This window comes from Streptomyces sp. NRRL WC-3605 (assembly GCF_001509795.1).
Classification (GTDB): Bacteria; Actinomycetota; Actinomycetes; order Streptomycetales; family Streptomycetaceae; genus Streptomyces; species Streptomyces viridochromogenes.
This window is the reverse complement of record NZ_LLZN01000083.1, coordinates 1-18,507: the sequence shown is the minus strand read 5'-3', so window position 1 is coordinate 18,507 and position 18,507 is coordinate 1. Positions and strand designations below refer to the sequence as shown.

16 protein-coding genes are annotated in these 18,507 nt (G+C 73.6%); 8 read left to right on the top strand and 8 right to left on the bottom strand.

All coding sequences use genetic code 11. From position 1 onward, the window contains the following. Positions 1–42: 42 nt before the first annotated feature. The 4 genes from cseB to ADL34_RS27715 all read right to left on the bottom strand — a co-directional run bounded on the left by cseB (position 43) and on the right by ADL34_RS27715 (position 3,355). On the bottom strand, positions 43–747 hold the full coding sequence (gene cseB, locus ADL34_RS27730) for a two-component system response regulator CseB (RefSeq protein ID WP_062673512.1): 705 nt from the start codon (positions 745–747) through the stop codon (positions 43–45). A 103-nt stretch (positions 748–850) separates the two neighbouring features. After that, positions 851–1,576, bottom strand: coding sequence for a hypothetical protein (locus tag ADL34_RS27725; RefSeq protein WP_385219752.1), 726 nt, complete (start codon positions 1,574–1,576; stop codon positions 851–853). After that, positions 1,564–2,103 (bottom strand): SigE family RNA polymerase sigma factor, encoded by a 540-nt coding sequence (locus tag ADL34_RS27720; protein WP_055624676.1) that lies wholly within the window; start codon positions 2,101–2,103, stop codon positions 1,564–1,566. The genes ADL34_RS27725 and ADL34_RS27720 overlap by 13 nt, the downstream gene beginning before the upstream one ends. A gap of 316 nt (positions 2,104–2,419) precedes the next feature. Further along, on the bottom strand, positions 2,420–3,355 hold the full coding sequence (locus tag ADL34_RS27715; RefSeq protein WP_062673510.1) for an A/G-specific adenine glycosylase: 936 nt from the start codon (positions 3,353–3,355) through the stop codon (positions 2,420–2,422). A 253-nt stretch (positions 3,356–3,608) separates the two neighbouring features. Between ADL34_RS27715 and ADL34_RS27710 the strand changes: the two genes are divergently transcribed. After that, positions 3,609–4,433, top strand: a complete 825-nt coding sequence (locus ADL34_RS27710) for a hypothetical protein (protein WP_079034435.1) — start codon at positions 3,609–3,611, stop codon at positions 4,431–4,433. 20 nt (positions 4,434–4,453) lie between these two features. Here ADL34_RS27710 and disA read toward each other — a convergent pair whose 3' ends face one another. Next, positions 4,454–5,578: a DNA integrity scanning diadenylate cyclase DisA gene (disA, locus tag ADL34_RS27705; RefSeq protein WP_062673508.1), complete on the bottom strand. Its 1,125-nt coding sequence runs from the start codon at positions 5,576–5,578 to the stop codon at positions 4,454–4,456. Positions 5,579–5,659: 81 nt separating this feature from the next. Next, entirely contained in the window at positions 5,660–7,069 is a 1,410-nt protein-coding gene (gene radA, locus ADL34_RS27700) for a DNA repair protein RadA (protein WP_062673506.1), read from the bottom strand. A 173-nt stretch (positions 7,070–7,242) separates the two neighbouring features. Here radA and ADL34_RS27695 point away from each other — a divergent pair, with 173 nt between their 5' ends. Beyond that, positions 7,243–8,985, top strand: coding sequence for a BACON domain-containing protein (locus ADL34_RS27695; protein ID WP_062673504.1), 1,743 nt, complete (start codon positions 7,243–7,245; stop codon positions 8,983–8,985). 29 nt (positions 8,986–9,014) lie between these two features. On the opposite strand, the gene ADL34_RS27690 is transcribed toward ADL34_RS27695, so the two are convergent. Further along, complete coding sequence (locus ADL34_RS27690) at positions 9,015–9,872, bottom strand: hypothetical protein (protein WP_062673502.1); 858 nt, start codon at positions 9,870–9,872, stop codon at positions 9,015–9,017. Positions 9,873–9,946: 74 nt separating this feature from the next. Between ADL34_RS27690 and ADL34_RS27685 the strand changes: the two genes are divergently transcribed. The 4 genes from ADL34_RS27685 (at position 9,947) to ilvD (ending at position 14,701) form a co-directional block, all read left to right on the top strand. After that, positions 9,947–10,876 (top strand): Ppx/GppA phosphatase family protein, encoded by a 930-nt coding sequence (locus tag ADL34_RS27685; protein WP_062673500.1) that lies wholly within the window; start codon positions 9,947–9,949, stop codon positions 10,874–10,876. 351 nt (positions 10,877–11,227) lie between these two features. Beyond that, positions 11,228–12,052, top strand: a complete 825-nt coding sequence (locus tag ADL34_RS27680; protein ID WP_079034434.1) for a sugar phosphate isomerase/epimerase family protein — start codon at positions 11,228–11,230, stop codon at positions 12,050–12,052. Next, complete coding sequence (locus ADL34_RS27675; RefSeq protein WP_062673497.1) at positions 12,049–12,675, top strand: TetR/AcrR family transcriptional regulator; 627 nt, start codon at positions 12,049–12,051, stop codon at positions 12,673–12,675. The genes ADL34_RS27680 and ADL34_RS27675 overlap by 4 nt, the downstream gene beginning before the upstream one ends. A gap of 172 nt (positions 12,676–12,847) precedes the next feature. Further along, positions 12,848–14,701: a dihydroxy-acid dehydratase gene (gene ilvD, locus ADL34_RS27670; RefSeq protein ID WP_062673495.1), complete on the top strand. Its 1,854-nt coding sequence runs from the start codon at positions 12,848–12,850 to the stop codon at positions 14,699–14,701. Between the two features lie 225 nt (positions 14,702–14,926). Here the strand turns inward: ilvD and ADL34_RS27665 are convergent, their stop codons facing one another. Then, complete coding sequence (locus tag ADL34_RS27665; protein WP_062673493.1) at positions 14,927–17,044, bottom strand: serine/threonine-protein kinase; 2,118 nt, start codon at positions 17,042–17,044, stop codon at positions 14,927–14,929. A gap of 182 nt (positions 17,045–17,226) precedes the next feature. On the opposite strand from ADL34_RS27665, the gene ADL34_RS27660 reads away from it, so the two are divergent. Both ADL34_RS27660 and ADL34_RS27655 read left to right on the top strand, forming a co-directional pair. Continuing rightward, on the top strand, positions 17,227–17,550 hold the full coding sequence (locus ADL34_RS27660) for an SH3 domain-containing protein (protein ID WP_062673490.1): 324 nt from the start codon (positions 17,227–17,229) through the stop codon (positions 17,548–17,550). A gap of 87 nt (positions 17,551–17,637) precedes the next feature. Continuing rightward, a complete protein-coding gene (locus ADL34_RS27655; RefSeq protein WP_062673488.1) occupies positions 17,638–18,141 on the top strand; it encodes a hypothetical protein in 504 nt (167 codons plus the stop codon). The last annotated feature ends 366 nt before the right edge of the window (positions 18,142–18,507 follow it).

The following is an 18,507-nucleotide window of genomic DNA, read 5'->3' as shown; positions in this document are numbered from 1 at the left end:
GACGCGGCCGTACGTCCGAACAACCCCCGCATGCCGCCCCGCTCAGGCCTTCAACTTGTAGCCGAAGCCACGGACCGTCTCGACCCGGTCCTGGCCGATCTTCTGGCGCAGCCGCTGCACATGGACGTCCACGACCCGGGTGTCCCCGCCCCAGCCGTAGTCCCACACGCGCTCCAGCAGCTTGTCGCGGGACAGCACGGTCCCGGGCGCGGAGGAGAACTCCAGCAGCAGCCGCATCTCGGTCGGCGTGAGCGCCACCGGCTGCCCGGCCCGGCGCACCTCCATGCCCTCGGTGTCGACCTCCAGGTCCCCGAAGGTCAGCAGCCCGCCGGCCGCCGCGCCGCCGTCGTCCTCCGCCCGGTCGCCCCCGCTCGCGTGCCCGAAGCGGCGCAGCACCGCCCGGATGCGCGCGACCAGCACGGCACCGTCGAAGGGCTTGGTCACGTAGTCGTCGGCGCCCGCCTCCAGGCCCAGCACGACGTCGATGGAGTCGGCTCGGGCCGACAGCATGATCACCGGCACCGTCGACTCGTCGCGGATGCGGCGGCACAGGCTCACGCCGTCCAGGCCCGGGACCATGACGTCCAGGAGCGCGATGTCGGGCCGGTCGGCCCGGAACGCCTCCAGCCCCGACAGCCCGTCGGGCATGGCCGTGACCGCGAAGCCGTCCCGCTCCAGGGCGAGCTGGGTGGCCTCGCGGATGACGTCGTCGTCCTCGACGAACAGGACGTGGGTCTGCTCTGCCATCCAGCTGCTCTCAGTCCTCGTGTGCGGTCGGGGGTGCGTCGGACGTGCTCACTTGACAGACGCGTGGGCCCGGCGATGCGTTCACCGTCGTGGGCGGCGCCACTCAGCCGGCCGGCGCGGGCGTTTCCTGGCCGTCGTCCAGGGTGCCGTAGTCGGTGTGCGTGCTGTACTCGCGCACGAACCGGCCGGACCTCCACCGGTAGGACACGACGTTCTCGCTCGACGGGTTCGACAGCGCGTCGTCCTTGGCGTACACCTGCTCGGTCACCACCAGGTAGCCCCGGTCGATCTCGGCGTAGACGGGGGGCTCCTCGGCCCTGAAGACGTTCTTGTACGCACCGTCGCGTTCCTGGTACACGTACGAGGCGACCCCGACCGCGTCCCCGCAGGACAGGACGTTGACCACGATGTCGTCGGCCGGCCCTCCGGTGAGGTCACCGTACGACACGTCCACCGGGTACTCGTCGGACACGCACGGCTTCAGCTCCCGCTTGACCTGCCGGGAGACCTCGGGGTCCGCCAGCACCAGCCGTACGGCCGCGCGCCGGTCCGGGACCGGGGTGGGGGAGGCCGAGGCGAGTTCCGGCGAGGTGTAGGCCGAACTGCCCACGCTCTCCGCACGCGCCGGGCCCTCGTCCCGGGCGCCGGTGCCGCCGGTGGCGCAGGCGGAGGCGGAAAGGGCGAGGGCGACGACCACGGCCACCGCCGTGAACGCCGCCTGAAGATTCCCCCGGACCGCCGGTTCGTCGTCCTCGGCGTCCGGCTCGGTGCCGGGACCGCCGTCGTCCGAGCGTCCGGTGCCGCCCGTCCCCGTGCCTAGGCCGCGCAACGCTCCCGCTCCTCACGCTCCAGCGCGCGTGCGTCCAGATCGCGGTTCTCCAGCTCCTCGCGGAGCCGGGCGAGCGCCCGGTGCAGCGTGCTCTTGACCGTTCCCGCCGACATGCCGAGGGCGGCGGCCGTCTCCTCCGTGGACATCTGCTCCCAGTGTCGCAGGACCACGACACTGCGTTGCTTCGGAGCGAGAACCTTCATGATGTCCATCAGCAGGGCGCGGTCCGCGTGCTGCTCGGTGGCGTCGTCGACCGAGGCGTCGGGCAGCTGCTCGGTGGGCACCTCCTCCAGTTTGCGGGCGCGCCACCACTCGGTACGGGTGTTGATCATCACGCGGCGCAGGTAGGCGTCGGCGAGGCGCTTGTCCGCGATGCCGTCCCAGCGGTGGTACGTGCGCACCAGCGCGGTCTGCAGCAGGTCCTGGGCGTCGACCGGGTCCGGGACCAGCCGGCGGGCGCTGCGCAGCAGCGCGTCCTGCCGCGTACGGACGTACTCCTCGAACTCGAGCACCTCTCCCTGCGCCATGCTGACCGCCTCCTGATTCCCCGTCACCGGCGGCCCGTTCGCCGTCGGTCTTCCTGCCTGTGCTTCGTGGTCGTCCCCGTCTGCCGGGTACGGGAAAGAAGCTACGGAGGCGTTGTCACGGGGCTGTCCGAGGCAGCCTGCGGGGAACGCTCGGCTGTCCGTCGGTTGTGTAACGGAAGCAGGAAACGGACGAAACGACCAAGGTAGTTGGAAGTGCTATGCGGCGATATGTCCGAGTCTGAGCTGGGAAACTGCTGTGAAGTACGGGGCGCGGGAGCCCGGTTCCTGTGACAGGGACCGGTCCCCGCGACGGCCGTCAGCTCGCCGGCAGACGGTACATCCCGTCCGGCAGCGGCTCCACCAGGCCGTCCGCGACCAGGCCGTCCAGGGCGCGGGCCCGCTGCACCGGCTCGTGCCACACCCGGTCGAGCGCGGCCTGCGGCACGGGCGCGTGCGCGTCGCGCAGCACGGCGAGCAGCTTGCCGCGCACCTGACGGTCGGTCCCCGCGTACGTCTGCCCCCGGCGCGGCGGGCCCTCGTGCTCCGGCTTGCCCGCCAGCTGCCACGCGCACTGCGCGGCGATCGGGCAGCGGTGGCACGCCTCGTTCTTCGCCGTGCACACCAGCGCGCCGAGCTCCATCGACGCGGCAGCCCACCGCGAGGCGGTGCGCTCGTCCTCGGGGAGCAGTGCGCGGGCGAGCTTGCGCTCGGCGGCCGTCGTGGCGTTCGGCGGGTACTGCACGCCGGTCACGGCGCGGGCGAGCACCCGGCGGACGTTGGTGTCCAGCACCGCGTGCCGCTGCCCGTACGCGAACGACGCGACCGCCGCCGCCGTGTACTCGCCGATGCCGGGCAGCGCCAGGAGCTGGGCGTGGTCGGTCGGTACGTCGCCGCCGTGCCGTTCCGCTATGGCGACGGCGGCACCGTGCAGCCGCAGCGCGCGGCGCGGGTAGCCGAGCCGGCCCCAGGCGCGGACCGCCTCGCCCGGCGTGTCCTTGGCGAGGTCGGCCGGGCGGGGCCAGCGGGCCAGCCACTGCTCGTAGACGGGCAGGACGCGGCTGACCGGTGTCTGCTGGAGCATGAACTCACTGACCATCACGCCCCAGGGGCCGGCGTCGGGGCGCCGCCAGGGGAGGTCGCGTGCGTTCTCCTCGAACCAGTCGATGACGGCGCCGTGCAGCGGCTGGCCGAGAGGGCCGTCGGAACGGGGCGCGGCGGAGTGGCTGTGCGGGGGTTTCGTGGGCGCAGTCATGGCCTTCCGATCCTGCCATGCCGGGGGCGGCGGGAAGGGGAGGCGGCGGTGTCGGTGCGTTTCCCGCCGGGGAGCGGCGGTGGTCCGCCGGTGCCCGGCGCCCGGGACGCCGCCGTGAAGTGCCCTCCGGGTCCGCGCAGTTCGACGGCGAAGGGGCGTTCCGGAAGGTGTCCGGGATGATGATCCGGAAAAGTTGTCGTCTCGGCGGCGGGTGACGCCAGGTCGGGCACCGATCTCTCGTACAGTTTGCGCCGTGGGATCTCTGCGCAATCCGGTCGGGCCGCTTCCCTCCTCCATCTACTGGCGACGGAGGGCCGTCATGCTGTCCGTGGTCGCCTTGTTGGCCCTCGTGGTCACCTGGGTGGTCACCTCGGGCGGTGGCGGCGGCAAGAACGGCGCCGACGGGTCCGACGGCAAGAATCCCTCGCCCTCGACGATCACTCCGGGCCCGTCGGGCTCGGGCCCGGCCATCAGCCAGGCGCCGGGCGGACGCGACGAGTCGCCCGGTGGCTCGGACTCCGCCGGAGCGGGCTCGGACGACGGTTCCGGATCGGGCTCCGGCGGCGGGGAGGCCGGGAGTTCCGGCGGTGAGGCCGGCTCCGGCGGCGGTTCCGCGGGCGGCGGTCCGGGCACCGCGGTGGGTGCGGGCGACACGGTCGCCGAGGGGTCCTCGCTGCCCAACTGCGTGGCCGGTCAGGTGAAGTTGACGCTGCGCAGCCTGCGCAACTCCTACGCGCCCGGCCAGCAGCCCACCCTGCGGCTGACGGCGGCCAACTCCTCCGGCTACGACTGCAAGATCGACCTCGGCCCGAAGAACGCCGTGACGACCATCACGCAGGCCGGCGCCGACGACGACATCTGGTCCTCCGCCGACTGCCCCAAGGGTGCCGGCAACCTGCAGTTCCGGGTGCCCGCCAAGGCGAGCATCACGTACACCGTGAAGTGGGACCGCAAGGCGAGCGCGCCGCAGTGCGCGACCCCGAAGGCCGGCGCGGCCAAGGCCGGGACCTACCTGGTGGAGACGAAGACGCCCGGCTTCGGCTTGGTACAGACGTCGTTCGTGCTGGACAAGGACTAGGTCGTGTCCGTGGGGACCGGCTAGACGTACCGCTCCAGGATCGAGCTCTCCGCCAGGCGGGACAGGCCCTCGCGGACGCTGCGGGCGCGGGCCTCGCCGACGCCGTCCACGGTCTGGAGGTCGTCGACACTGGCGGCCAGCAGCTTCTGCAGGCCGCCGAAGTGCTCCACCAGCCGGTCGATGATGGCGCCGGGCAGCCTCGGCACCTTGGCCAGCAGCCGGAAGCCGCGCGGCGAGACCCCCGAGTCCAGCGCCTCCGGGGAGCCGGTGTACCCCAACGCCTTGGCGACCGTGGGCATTTCGAGCAGCTCCGCGTGGGACAGGGCGTCCAGCTCGTAGAGCGCCTCGTCGACCGTGCGGGAACGCTTGGCGGTGGGCTCGGGGACGTAGTCCCGCACCACGAGCTCGCGCTCGGGCTCCACACCGGCGATCAACTCGTCCAGCTGGAGCGCCAGGAGCCGCCCGTCGGTACCCAGCTCCACCACGTACTCGGCGATCTCCGTCGCGATGCGCCGGACCATCTCCAAGCGCTGTGCGACCGCCGAGACGTCCCGGACCGTCACCAGGTCCTCGATCTCCAGCGCCGACAGCGTGCCCGCGACCTCGTCCAGGCGGAGCTTGTAGCGCTCCAGGGTCGCCAGTGCCTGGTTGGCGCGGGACAGGATCGCCGCCGAGTCCTCCAGCACGCGGCGCTGACCGTCGACGTACAGCGCGATCAGCCGCATCGACTGGGAGACCGAGACGACGGGGAAGCCGACCTGCTTGCTGACCCGGTCCGCCGTGCGGTGCCGGGTGCCCGTCTCCTCCGTGGGGATCGTCGGGTCCGGGACCAGCTGGACGCCGGCCCGCAGGATCTTCGACAGGTCGGACGAGAGCACGATGCCGCCGTCGAGCTTGCACAGCTCACGCAGACGCGTCGCCGTGAACTCGACATCCAGGACGAATCCGCCCGTGCACATCGCCTCGACGGTCTTGTCGGAGCCGAGCACGATGAGCCCGCCGGTGTTGCCGCGGAGGATCCGCTCCAGGCCGTCGCGCAGCGCCGTGCCCGGTGCCACGGCGCTCAGTGAGGCGCGCATCAGGCCATCGGCACCGGAGCTCCCACCGGCCTTTCCGGGAGCTGCTGCCCGGTCGTTGGCTGCCACTGCACTCCTCCGGTCGCAGGTTCCAAGGCGCTCCCGTTTCGCACATTCGGTTCGTACGGACGGGCGAGACCTGGGCAAAGTCTACCGGCGGTCCTCGTCGTCCCGTGGGGCCTCTCGCCGACGCGAGCGCGGAAGGACCCTGAGGGCGTCCCCCATGTCGGCCACTTCCAGCACCTTCATGCCCGGCGGGACCTTCCCGGGGTCGCCCGGGACGAGGGCGTGCGTGAAGCCCAGACGGTGCGCCTCGGACAGCCTGCGCTGCACGCCCGTGACCCGTCTGACCTCGCCCGCGAGGCCCACCTCGCCGATCGCGACGAGATTCTTGGGGAGAGGTGTGTCACTCGCGGCGGAGGCCAGCGCGAGGGCCACCGCGAGATCGGCCGCGGGCTCGGAGAGCTTCACCCCGCCGACCGTCGCCGTGTAGATGTCCCGCTTGCCGAGCGCGCTGATCCGGCCTCGCTGCTCCAGCACGGCGAGCATCATCGACACCCGCGAGGTCTCCAGCCCGGACGTCGTACGCCGGGGGGAGGGGATCTGGGAGTCGACGGTGAGCGCCTGGACCTCGGCGACCAGGGGGCGGCGGCCCTCCAGGGTGACCGTCAGGCAGGTGCCCGGGACCGGCTCGTCACGGCGGGTCAGGAAGAGGCCGCTCGGGTCGGTCAGGCCCGTGATGCCCTCGTCGTGCAGCTCGAAGCAGCCGACCTCGTCCGTCGCCCCGTAGCGGTTCTTGACGCCCCGGACGAGCCGCAGGCGCGCGTGCCGGTCGCCCTCGAAGTGCAGCACCACGTCGACCAGGTGCTCCAGGAGACGGGGCCCGGCGATGGCGCCGTCCTTGGTGACGTGTCCCACGAGCAGCGTCGACATGCCGCGCTCCTTGGAGGCGCGGATCAGGGCCCCGGCCACCTCGCGGACCTGGGCCATGCCGCCCGGGGCGCCGTCGATCTCCGGGGACGCCACCGTCTGCACGGAGTCGAGGATGAGCAGGGACGGCTTCACCGCGTCCAAGTGCCCGAGCACGGCCGCCAGATCGGTCTCGGCCGCGAGGTACAGATGGTCGTCGAGGGCGCCGATGCGGTCGGCGCGCAACCGCACCTGGCTCGCGGACTCCTCGCCGGTGACATAGAGGGTGCGGTGCTCGTCGCTCGCCGACTTGGCGGCGACGTCCAGCAGCAGCGTGGACTTGCCGACGCCGGGCTCGCCCGCGAGGAGGACGACCGCGCCGGGCACCAGGCCGCCGCCGAGCACGCGGTCCAGCTCGGGCACGCCGGTGGTGCGGGCGGTCGCCGTGCGGCCGTCGATCTGGCCGATGGGCAGCGCGGAGCTGGTGACCCGGCCGGGGGCCGTGGTGCGGACCGCGGGCGCGCCGTACTCCTCGACCGTCCCCCACGCCTGGCACTCGGGGCAGCGGCCGAGCCACTTGGCCGTCTGCCAGCCGCACTCGGTGCAGCGGTAGGACGGGCGGTCCTTGGTGGACTTGGTACGGGCAGCCATGCGAAGAACCGTAGCCGAGGCCACTGACAGCGCCCCGGCCGCGGACCGGCTCGGCATGCACAGGACATGGAATCCGGGGCTTCTGTACCCCATTGAGGGATCGTTTCACCCGTACGGATTAAATGTGCTCAAGCAGGGAGAAGGCACCGGCTCAGGCCGCCTACGGTCCCCCAATGACGAGCAGCAGTCCGGAGACCCCGACCCGCACCACCGGCGCGCACAGGGCGCATCGGGAGGCGCGTGATCGTGCGGCGGCGCGAACGGTGGCGCAGCACCCGCCCGCGCGCTACGAGCCGTATCTGGACGGGCTGTTCACCTACTGCCTGTCCGTCCTGTGCGACCACGACGCGGCGACCGCCGCCCTCGCCGACGTCCTCGCGCTCGCCGAGCGCCGCGGGCAGCGGATGCCCTCCGGCGCCGCCGACCGCCGGTCCTGGCTGTACGCGCTGGCCCGCTGGGCGTGCCTGCGCAAGCTGGCCGAGGCCAAGCAGAAACGTCAGGGCAGCCACGCGGCCGGCCGGCACGGCCACCGGGGGGCCGGCCCCGCGCCCGGCCCGTCCGTCCCCGAGGACGTCCAGGAGCAGCGGCGCCGCGAACTCTCCCGGCTGGCCTGGCCGGAGGCCGCCGGCACCACCCCGGAGCAGCGCGAGGCCCTCGAACTCGCCGTGCGGCACCACCTCGCCGCCCACGAGGTCGCCGCCGTCCTCGGCCTCGGTCCCGCCGCCGCACGCGAACTGCTCGCCTCCGCCGCCTGCGAGGTCGAACGCACCCGCGCGGCCCTCGCGGTCGTCGAGACCGGCATCTGCCCGGACGTCGCCCGGCTCACCGGCGACCGGCAGCTGGTCCTCGGCACCACCCTGCGCCGCGAGCTCGTCCGGCACGTCGACGACTGTCCGCGCTGCCGCCGCACCGCCGAGCGCGCCGTCCCCGGCCGGTGGCCCGGCGCCGCCGTCACCCCCGCGGAGCTGCCCGTCCTGCCCGCCCCGCGCGCGGCCCTGCACATGGCGCTCGCGCACTCCCCCCGCGCGCGGGGCGCCGCGACGCCCCGCTTCGACCGGCGCGGCTTCCCGATGGACCCGAAGGACCACGCCGCCCGCCGGGACCGCCTGCGCGCGCGTGCCGTCACCACGACCGTCGTCGCCACCGTCGTCGCCGCCCCGGTCCTCGCCCTGTGGGCCGCCTACCGGGGCACCCCGACCGGCGAGTCCGTCGACGGCCACTCGGCCACCGCCGGCGCGGCGCACGGCCCCGGCGCCCTCGACGGACAGGGCGCGGACGGCGGCTACGAGAACGCCGGGAACGCCAGCCCCCGCCAGGACGGCCGTTTCGCCGGCCGCGACGACGACCCGGACGTCTCCGTGGAGGTCGTCAGCGTCGGCGGTACCGACGCGAAGGGCGCCGCCCGGCTGGAGGTGTCCGCGGCCACCAGCGGCGACACCACGCTGGTCACGCTCCGGGCGACGGGCCGCGCGCCGGTGCGCTGGTCCGCGAGCACCTCCGCCCCCTGGCTCTATCTGAGCCGGTCGTCGGGCACGCTCGCGCCCGGCGAGTCGGTCACGGTCAAGGTCTTCGTCGACCATCTGCGCGAGCCGTCCGGGTTCTGGAGCGGGCGTCTGGCGATCTCGCCCGCCGGGACCCCGGTCACCATCCAGGGCTACGGCACCGCGCCGACCCCCTCCGACCCGGGCGGCCCGAGCGGCCCGGGAACACCCAGCGATCCGCCGCCGTCGTCGTCCGGTCCCGACCCGACGCCGACCACGCCGGCGCCGACGGACCCGACGCCCGGCGAGCCTGACCCGAGCGACCCGCCTCCCTCGACGGACCCGTCCACGCCCGGCCCGACGGACCCGTCCGGCCCGGCGGACTCCACTCCGCCGTCCGACGGGAGCGGCGAGCCGAGCCCATCGGACTCGTAGGACTCGTGTGACTCGTAAGGGAGGGCCCTCTAGTGGGCGGGGTCCGCCGGGTGCGGTGCCACCAGAGGGAGCTGCGAGGCCAGCCGCTCCTCGCACAGCTCGACCAGGCGGTCGTAGCCCTCCTTGCCCATCAGCTCGATCAGCTCCGGCCGGTAGGACACGTAGACCGGCTCGCCCGCGCCGTGCGCCGAGGTCGCCGAGGTGCACCACCAGTGCAGGTCGTGGCCGCCGGGGCCCCAGCCGCGGCGGTCGTACTCACCGATCGAGATCTGCAGCACGCGCGTGTCGTCGGGCCGGTCGATCCAGTCGTAGGTGCGCCGGACCGGCAGCTGCCAGCAGACGTCCGGCTTGGTCTCCAGCGGCTCGCGGCCCTCCCGCAGGGCGAGGATGTGCAGCGAGCAGCCCGCGCCGCCCGGGAAGCCGGGCCGGTTCTGGAAGATGCACGAACCGTTGAAGGGGCGCGTCTGGCGGTCGCCGTCCTCGTCCTCGGACACCCAGCCGTTCCGCGTGCCCTCGTCGTTGTGCTGCCAGATGTCCGGCGTGAGTCGCGCCACATGCTCCGCGACCCGCTTCTCGTCGTCCTCGTCGGAGAAGTGGGCGCCCAGCGTGCAGCACCCGTCGTCCGCGCGGCCCGCCTGGATGCCCTGGCAGCCGCTGCCGAAGATGCAGTTCCAGCGAGAGGTCAGCCATGTCAGATCGCAGCGGAAGACCTGCTCGTCGTCCGCCGGATCAGGGAACTCCACCCACGCGCGTGCGAAGTCGAGCCCCTTCTCGTCCGCTTCCGGGGCCTTCCTGGGAGACTTCGCCACCGCGGCTGCCTTCGCCTGCGAAGAAACCCTGGCTGATTTGGCCGTCTTGTCGTCCTTCGCCTTTTTCGTCTTTGGCACGGGTCCAGGGTACGGCGTGCGTACCTGCGACTTCGAGGACGGAGCGGCGCCCCGCGGGCAGTAGCGTGCCGTACATGAGACTCGGTGTCCTCGACGTGGGTTCGAACACGGTGCATCTGCTGGTGGTGGACGCGCATCCCGGCGCGCGCCCGCTGCCCGCGCACTCGCACAAGGAAGAACTGCGCCTCGCCCAACTCCTCGACGACAAGGGCGCCATCGGCACCGACGGGGTCGACCGCCTGGTGGGCGTGATCCACGAGGCGCTCCAGGCCGCCGAGGACAAGGGGGTCGAGGAGGTCCTGCCGTTCGCCACCTCCGCCGTGCGTGAGGCGGTCAACGCCGACGAGGTCCTCGCGCGCGTCAAGGACGAGACCGGCGTCGAGCTCCAGGTCCTCGCCGGGGACGACGAGGCCCGACTGACCTTCCTGGCCGCCCGGCGCTGGTTCGGCTGGTCGGCCGGGAAACTGCTCGTCCTGGACATCGGCGGCGGCTCCCTGGAGATCGCGTACGGCATCGACGAGGAACCGGACGCCGCGGTGTCCCTGCCCCTGGGCGCGGGCCGCCTCACCGCGGGCTGGCTGCCGGGCGACCCGCCGGACCCGGAGGACATACGCGCGCTGCGGCGCCACGCACGGGCCGAGATCGCCCGTACGGTCGGCGAGTTCAGCCGGTTCGGGCCGCCCGACCACGTCGTCGCCACGTCCAAGACGTTCCGGCAGCTGGCCCGGATCGCCGGTGCCGCCCGCTCCGCCGAGGGCCTGTACGTGCAGCGCGAGCTGAAGCGGGAGTCCCTGGAGGCGTGGGTTCCGCAGCTGGCCGGGATGACCGCCGCCCAGCGCGCGGAACTGCCCGGTGTCTCCGACGGCCGCGCGGGACAGCTGCTCGCCGGGGCGCTGGTCGCCGAGGGCGCCATGGACCTGTTCGGCGTGGAGACGCTGGAGATCTGCCCGTGGGCGCTGCGCGAGGGCGTCATCCTGCGCAAGCTGGACCACATGACTCCGTGACGGCCGTGCGCCCGGGCCGCTGGCGACGCCCGGCTCCCCGCTAGCGGCGCCCGGCTCACCCCCACGCGCCCCACCGGCGGCGCCCCGCGCGCTCCAGCCGTCGACCGCACGCCGCCGGGTGGCGCCCGGCTCTCCGCCTCGCGCCCCGTCGGTGGCGCCCGGCCTCGCCCCGCGCGCCCCAGCGGTGCGCCGCACCACCCGCGTGAAGCCCGCCACACACCGGTCGGAGTCCGGGCCGCCTTACGACCCGCGAATGCCCTGTTCGCACAGGTGGCCGGTTGTGTGCGACGGCGCCGGGCACATGGTCATCCCGTTCCCGCGGGCCGGGTGAGTCCCCGTACGCTGTCCCTCGTGGCAGATCCAGTGGTGCGCATCCCGGATGCGAAGGTCGCCCTGTCGACGGCCTCGGTCTATCCGGAGTCGACGGCGACGGCCTTCGAGATCGCCGCGCGCCTCGGCTACGACGGTGTCGAGGTCATGGTGTGGACCGACCCGGTCAGCCAGGACCTGGAGGCGCTGCGCCGGCTCAGCGACTACCACCGCATCCCCATCCTGGCCGTCCACGCCCCCTGCCTGCTGATCACCCAGCGCGTGTGGTCCACCGACCCCTGGACCAAGCTCCAGCGCGCCCAGGCCGCCGCCGAGAAGCTCGGGGCCGGCACGGTCGTCGTGCACCCGCCCTTCCGCTGGCAGCGCCAGTACGCCCGGGACTTCGTCGAGGGCATCTGGCGCATGGCGAACGAGACGGACGTGCGCTTCGCCGTCGAGAACATGTACCCCTGGCGCTACCGCGACCGCGAGATGCTGGCCTACGCCCCGGACTGGGACGTCACCCGCGACGACTACCGGCACTTCACGATCGACCTCAGCCACACGGCCACCGCCCGCTGTGACGCGCTCCAGATGGTCGACCGCATGGGCGACCGGCTCGGGCACGTCCACCTCGCCGACGGCCGGGGCTCCGCGAAGGACGAGCACCTCGTCCCCGGCCGCGGCACCCAGCCCTGCGCCGAGGTGCTGGAGCGCCTCGCCCGGATCGGCTTCGACGGGCACGTCGTGATCGAGGTCAACACGCGGCGCGCGATGTCCGGCGCCGAACGGGAGGCGGACCTCGCCGAGGCCCTCGCCTTCACCCGGCTCCACCTGGCGTCCGCGGTGAAGGTGCCCCGGCCGTGACCGACGCCGGGCCGGCCCCGGGCGGACCGGGCGCGCGGCGCCGCGGTCGCCCCCCGCGCACCGAGTCCGCCGGCACCCGCGAGCGCATCCTGGACGCGGCCCGCGAGGAGTTCTCCGAGCGCGGCTACGAGAAGACGTCGGTGCGCGGCATCGCCAAGGCCGCCGGGGTCGACGCGGCCCTCGTCCACCACTACTTCGGCACCAAGGAACAGGTCTTCGAGGCGGCCGTCGAGGTCGCCCTCGTCCCCGCGCTGAAGGCGCGCGACACCGTCCTCGCGGCACCGCTGGACGACGTCGGCGAGCGGATGACCCGCTTCCTGTTCGGGCTCTGGGAGAACCCGGCGACCCGTAAGCCGCTGCTCGCGGTCGTCCGGTCCGCGGTCACCAACGAGGTCGCGGCCACCGTGTTCCGCCGCCTCGTCGCCAGTCAGCTGCTGCGCCGGATCGCCGGGGAGATCGACGCGCCGGACGCCGAGCTGCGCGCCGAGCTGGCCGCCGCGCAGCTCGTCGGGATCGCGATGATGCGGTACGTCATCAAGATCGAGCCGATCGCCTCGGCCGACCTGGAGCGGATCGTCGCGCGCGTGGCCCCCGTCGTGCAGGGGCACCTCACCGGCCCCTGAGGCCCGTCAGGCCGGTCAGGCCCGTGCACGAGGCCCGCCCCGACGTGCGTCCCCGAGGCCGTACCGCCCCGTCCGCGAGATATCCGTCCCGTATTCCGGACGCCTCGTCCCGCCCACTGGATGACCGGCGTACGCTCATTAGCAGCCCTATCTGTCTGAAGGAGCGAGCGAGATGCCCGAGCTGAGGTCCCGCACAGTCACCCACGGCCGCAACATGGCGGGCGCCCGCGCCCTTATGCGCGCCTCCGGTGTACCCGGTGCGGACATCGGCCGGAAGCCGATCATCGCGGTGGCGAACTCCTTCACCGAGTTCGTGCCGGGCCACACCCACCTCCAGCCCGTCGGCCGGATCGTCTCCGACGCCATCCGCGAGGCCGGCGGCATCCCGCGCGAGTTCAACACGATCGCCGTCGACGACGGCATCGCGATGGGCCACGGCGGCATGCTCTACTCCCTGCCCTCCCGCGACCTCATCGCGGACAGCGTGGAGTACATGGTCGAGGCGCACTGCGCCGACGCCCTGATCTGCATCTCCAACTGCGACAAGATCACTCCGGGCATGCTGATGGCCGCCCTGCGCCTCAACATCCCGACGGTGTTCGTCTCCGGCGGCCCCATGGAGTCCGGCCGCGCCACGCTCGTCGACGGCACGGTCCGCACCCTCGACCTGGTCGACGCGATCTCCGACGCCGTGAACGACAAGATCTCGGACGAGGACATCCTCCGCATCGAGGAGAACGCCTGTCCGACCTGCGGGTCCTGTTCCGGCATGTTCACCGCCAACTCGATGAACTGCCTCACCGAGGCCATCGGCCTCTCCCTGCCGGGCAACGGCTCGATCCTCGCCACGCACACGGCCCGCAAGGGCCTGTACGAGGACGCCGCCCGCACCGTCATGGACATCACCCGCCGCTACTACGAGCAGGACGACGAGACCGTCCTGCCGCGCAACGTCGCCACCTTCGCGGCGTTCGAGAACGCCATGGCGCTCGACATCGCGATGGGCGGCTCCACCAACACGATCCTGCACCTGCTGGCCGCGGCCCAGGAGGCGGGCGTCCCGTTCGGCCTGGAGGAGATCGACGCCGTCTCGCGCCGCGTCCCCTGCCTGGCCAAGGTCGCCCCGAACGTCGCCAAGGACCGCACGTACTACATGGAGGACGTGCACCGCGCCGGCGGCATCCCCGCCCTGCTGGGCGAGCTGCACCGCGGCGGCCTGCTCAACGAGGACGTCCACGCCGTCCACAGCCCGTCGCTGTCCGACTGGCTGAAGACCTGGGACGTGCGCGGCGGCTCCCCCTCGCCGGAGGCCGTCGAGCTGTGGCACGCGGCCCCCGGCTGCGTCCGCTCCGCCGAGGCGTTCTCCCAGTCGGAGCGCTGGGCGGCCCTCGACGAGGACGCCGAGGGCGGCTGCATCCGCAGCGTCGAGCACGCCTACTCCAAGGACGGCGGCCTGGCGGTCCTCAGGGGCAACCTCGCCGTCGACGGCTGCGTCGTGAAGACCGCGGGCGTGGACGAGTCCATCTGGACCTTCGAGGGCCCGGCCGTCGTCTGCGAGTCGCAGGAGGAGGCCGTCGAGAAGATCCTCAACAAGCAGGTCACCGACGGGCACGTCGTCGTCATCCGCTACGAGGGCCCCAAGGGCGGCCCCGGTATGCAGGAGATGCTGTACCCCACGTCCTTCCTGAAGGGCCGCGGCCTGGGCAAGACCTGCGCGCTGATCACCGACGGCCGCTTCTCCGGCGGCACCTCGGGCCTGTCCATCGGCCACGCCTCCCCGGAGGCCGCGTCCGGCGGCACCATCGCCCTCGTCGAGGACGGCGACCGCATCCGCATCGACATCCCGAACCGCACCATCGAACTCCTCGTCGACGACGCGGAGCTCACCCGCCGCGAGCAGGCGCTGAACGGCGTGTACGCGCCGAAGAACCGCGACCGCAAGGTGTCGGCGGCCCTGCGCGCCTACGCGGCGATGGCCACCAGCGCGGACAAGGGCGCGGTGCGCGACGTCTCGAAGCTGGGCTGACCCGGACTGGTCACGACGCGGTGGGGCCGTCTCCTCGGGGGCGGCCCCTTCGCCGTACGGGGGCCGGTTCGCCGGGCGCCGTACGAGGGGCGGCTCACCAGGCGCCGGGCGACGGTCCCGTTCCCTGGGTGCCGGGCTCGGGGTCGGTTCGCCGGGCGCCGTACGAGGGGCCGCTCACCAGGCGCCGGGCGAAGGTCGGTTCACGGGTGCCGGGCGAGGGGCATCTCACCAGGCGCCCGGCGAACGCGCGTCCACGGCGAAGACCGTGCCGTCCGGAGCGGTGGCGTGGACCCGGCCGCCGCCCAGCGCGGGCACCGGCAGGTCGGCGGTGGCCGCCGCCGCGTCCGGGTTCAGCCGGGGGTCCGTCTGACCGGCGAGGCGCCCCTCGCCCGCGTCCACCGCGAGCAGCCGTCCGTCGGCCGCGCTCAGATACACGTGCCGGCCGTCCGCGACCGGCGCCGAGCCCTGACCGACACCCGTCTGCACCGACCACCGCTGCCGGCCCGCGCGCAGGTCGACGGCGACCAGGGAGCCGCCCGAACCCAGCAGGTAGACGGTCCCGTCGTGCACCGCGGCCTGCGCCTGGGCGAGCGACTGCGACAGGGCCACGCGCCGCGTCGCGCCGGACGCCGGGCTGTAACGGACCACAGCCGTCGCCTCGCCGTAGCCTGCCCCTGTCGCGACGAGGAAGACCTCGCCGTCGGTGGCGCCGACGGGTGTCACGGTGCCGTCGAACGGCGCGTCCCAGCGCACCGTGCCGTCCTTGGGATCGATGGACCGCACGCGCGTACGGCTGCCGTCGGCCGACGTCCGCGCGACGAAGAGCCAGGGATTCCCCGGGAACGAGAGGGCCTGTGCGTCACCCAGCCCCGGTATCCGCCGCGTCCAGCGGGTCTCGCCGGACGCGCTGTCGACGCCCCGCGCGCCGCCGTCCGCGCCGATCAGCACCAGCATGCCGCCCGCGTACCGGAACCCGCGGTACGCCGACACGTCCAGCTCCCACCGGAGCTCGCCGGACGCGGGGTCGAGCGCCTCCAGGCGCCGGCCCTCGTGGGTCAGGACGTGCACGAGCCCGCCCGAGACCTCGGGTGCGCGGCCCGCCACATCCCCCTCGGCCGGCTCGTACCGCCACAGCACCCGGCCGTCCGCCGGGTCGAGCGCGCTGACCAGACCCGGCTGCGCGCACAGCAGCCGCCGGTCCGTGTGCGCGCACCGCGGCAGACCGCCGTCCTTCGGGGACGGCTTCACGGCCCAGGGCCGGACCGCCGACGCGGCGGCCGGCGTGCCCGCACCCGCCTTACGACTCGGCCCGTCCCCGTCACCCGGCCACAGCACGGCACCCGCGGCGACGCCCAGCGCCACCACGGCGGCCGCCGTCACCAGGGCCAGCCGCCCCCGGCTCGTCGTGCGCGGGCGCCGCGGCCCGGTGGATCCGTCCTCCGGCCGCGGCCCGGGCCCGGGGTCCCGCTCCCCGCTCGTGCGCTGCGCCGGTATGAACGCCTGTGTGTCGTACGAGGCCGCCACGGAGCGCAGTTCCCGCATCAGCTCGTCGGGGGTGGGCCGGTCCTCGGGCTCCTTGGCGAGACAGCGCAGCACGAGCGGCGCCAGGTCCTCCGGCAGCCCGGTCAGATCCGGCTCGTCATGGACGACCTGGTAGGCGACGACATACGGGCTGTCTGAGTCGAACGGCCCGCGCCCCGTCGCCGCGTGCACCAGCACCGAGCCGAGCGCGAAGACGTCCGCGGCGGGACCGACCTCCCGGGGCCGCCGGAACTGCTCCGGCGCCATGAACGGCGGTGTGCCGATCAACTTGCCCGTCTCGGTCCGCAGTTCGCTGTCCTTTGGCCGAGAGATGCCGAAGTCGATGACCTTCGGCCCGTCGTCGGCGAGCAGGACGTTGCTCGGTTTGAGGTCGCGGTGCACGACGCCGACCCGGTGGATGTCCCGCAGCGCCTCCGCCAGCCCGGCCATCAGCCGCCGCAGCTGCGAGGGGTCCATCGGGCCGTTCCGCTTCACCTGTTCGGAGAGCGTCGGGCCGGGGATGAACAGCGTGGCCATCCACGGCCGTTCGGCCTCCGGATCGGCGTCCACCACCGGTGCCGTGAAGGCCCCGCTGACCTTGCGCGCCGCCCCGACCTCCTGCCGGAAACGGCCCCTGAACTCCGGGTCCTTCGCGAACTCGGCATGCACGACCTTGACGGCGACCTGCATGCCCGACGTGCTCCTGGCCAGGTGGACGACGCCCATGCCCCCGGAACCGAGGTGCGACTCCAGGCGGTAGGGCCCGGCGTGCTCGGGACGTTCCGCTTCCGCGCCCGCCCCGATGTTGTGCCGTGACGCCATGGGACCACCCCCGTGCTGTTCGTCCACGCGCGCGACGCACGGAGCCTAGTCGATGATGCGTGCGAGACAGAGGCGGCTTGCTAGTGTGCGCGTTCGATGTGTGGACGCCTGTTTCGTGGCGTGATTTGTGGGAATCAACGGGGCCCCACGATCGTCGTGGGCTCCAACGGGGGGGAGTACCTATGTCTGTCGACCGTGCCGATGTGACGGACCGCGGCGAGGACGACGCCGTCACCACGCTCGCCGCCGCCACGGCGGTGACCTACTTCCCGGTCGCACCGGGCGTGCGCCTCAACGTCCGCAGCGGACCCGGCACCAGCTACCCGATCGTCAACGTCCTGTCCGAGGGCGCACAGGTCGCGATCTACTGCCAGCGGCCCGGCACCACCGTGACCGGCCCGTACGGCACCTCGTCCATCTGGGACAACATCGCCGGCGGCCAGTACGTCTCGGACGCGTACATCAAGACCGGCAGCGACGGCTACATCCGCCCGCGCTGCTCGTAACGGGACTAAGTCCCGGGCGAGGGCCTGGCGGGGGAGGGCTGGGCTCGGGCCGTGGGCCCGCGACCGGGCCGGGGCGATAATCGACGCGTGAGCGACACGAACGGCACCCCGGCCACCCCCGCGGGCTCCTCGGGCCCCCGCCCCGAGCCCCTGCGCTTCTTCGGCACGACCTGGGTCGACCACGACCACGGCTACGCGCTCCGCCGCATCGGCGTGGCCGTCGGCTCGCTGGCCGCCGCGGCCGCCGCCTGCCTCGTGCTGCGCTTCGCCTACGAAGGAATCGCGCTCGCCGGCAGCGGCAGCTTCGTGACCGTGCTGGTCGTGGTGATGTTCGCGGTGTGCAGCGCGCTCGCGTTCCGTCACACCTGGGACGGCTTCACCAAGCGCCCCGACCCGGATCGTCAGGCGAGCCTGCGCGGCCTGCTCACCATCGGCTTCGTCGGCTCCCTCCTCGCCTACTTCTTCCGCTCCCTCATGGAGGCCCCCGGCGAGAAGCTGCACCGCCAGGAGTACGAGACGGCCCGCAAGCGGCACGAGTCCCGGACCACCCGCCGCACCGGCAACCCGTCGAAGCGCAAGCGCCGCACCTGACGGCACGACGGCCCGCCCGCCTGGCCGCCCGCGCTGTCACGGCCCGCCCGACGGCTCGCACCGCTTCGCCGCTACAGCCCGATCGCCCTGCGACCGAGGTCGCCCGCGCTGTCACGGCCCGTCCGACGGCCCGCGCTGTCGCGGCCCGCCCGGCCGCCTGCGCTCGCCTGCGTTGTGGCGGCCCATCCGACCGCCCGCGCCGCTACGGCCCGCCCAGCCCGCCCGCGTTGCCGCGGCCTGCTCGCCCGGCCGACCGAGGTCGCCTGCGCTGCCACGCCCCGCCCCGCCCCGCCCGCCCGGCCGCCGTCGCCCGCGCACCTCCCGCACTTCCCGAACCCCCCGCCACCCCCCGTCGCCCCGCCATCC

What these genes read in the sequence shown, in the direction of transcription:
- cseB (WP_062673512.1), bottom strand. Translation starts at nt 747, where the DNA reads ATGGCAGAGCAGACCCACGTCCTGTTCGTCGAGGACGACGACGTCATC.
- ADL34_RS27720 (WP_055624676.1), bottom strand. Translation starts at nt 2,103, where the DNA reads ATGGCGCAGGGAGAGGTGCTCGAGTTCGAGGAGTACGTCCGTACGCGG.
- ADL34_RS27715 (WP_062673510.1), bottom strand. Translation starts at nt 3,355, where the DNA reads ATGACTGCGCCCACGAAACCCCCGCACAGCCACTCCGCCGCGCCCCGT.
- radA (WP_062673506.1), bottom strand. Translation starts at nt 7,069, where the DNA reads ATGGCTGCCCGTACCAAGTCCACCAAGGACCGCCCGTCCTACCGCTGC.
- ADL34_RS27695 (WP_062673504.1), top strand. Translation starts at nt 7,243, where the DNA reads ATGACGAGCAGCAGTCCGGAGACCCCGACCCGCACCACCGGCGCGCAC.
- ADL34_RS27685 (WP_062673500.1), top strand. Translation starts at nt 9,947, where the DNA reads ATGAGACTCGGTGTCCTCGACGTGGGTTCGAACACGGTGCATCTGCTG.
- ilvD (WP_062673495.1), top strand. Translation starts at nt 12,848, where the DNA reads ATGCCCGAGCTGAGGTCCCGCACAGTCACCCACGGCCGCAACATGGCG.
- ADL34_RS27665 (WP_062673493.1), bottom strand. Translation starts at nt 17,044, where the DNA reads ATGGCGTCACGGCACAACATCGGGGCGGGCGCGGAAGCGGAACGTCCC.
- ADL34_RS27660 (WP_062673490.1), top strand. Translation starts at nt 17,227, where the DNA reads ATGTCTGTCGACCGTGCCGATGTGACGGACCGCGGCGAGGACGACGCC.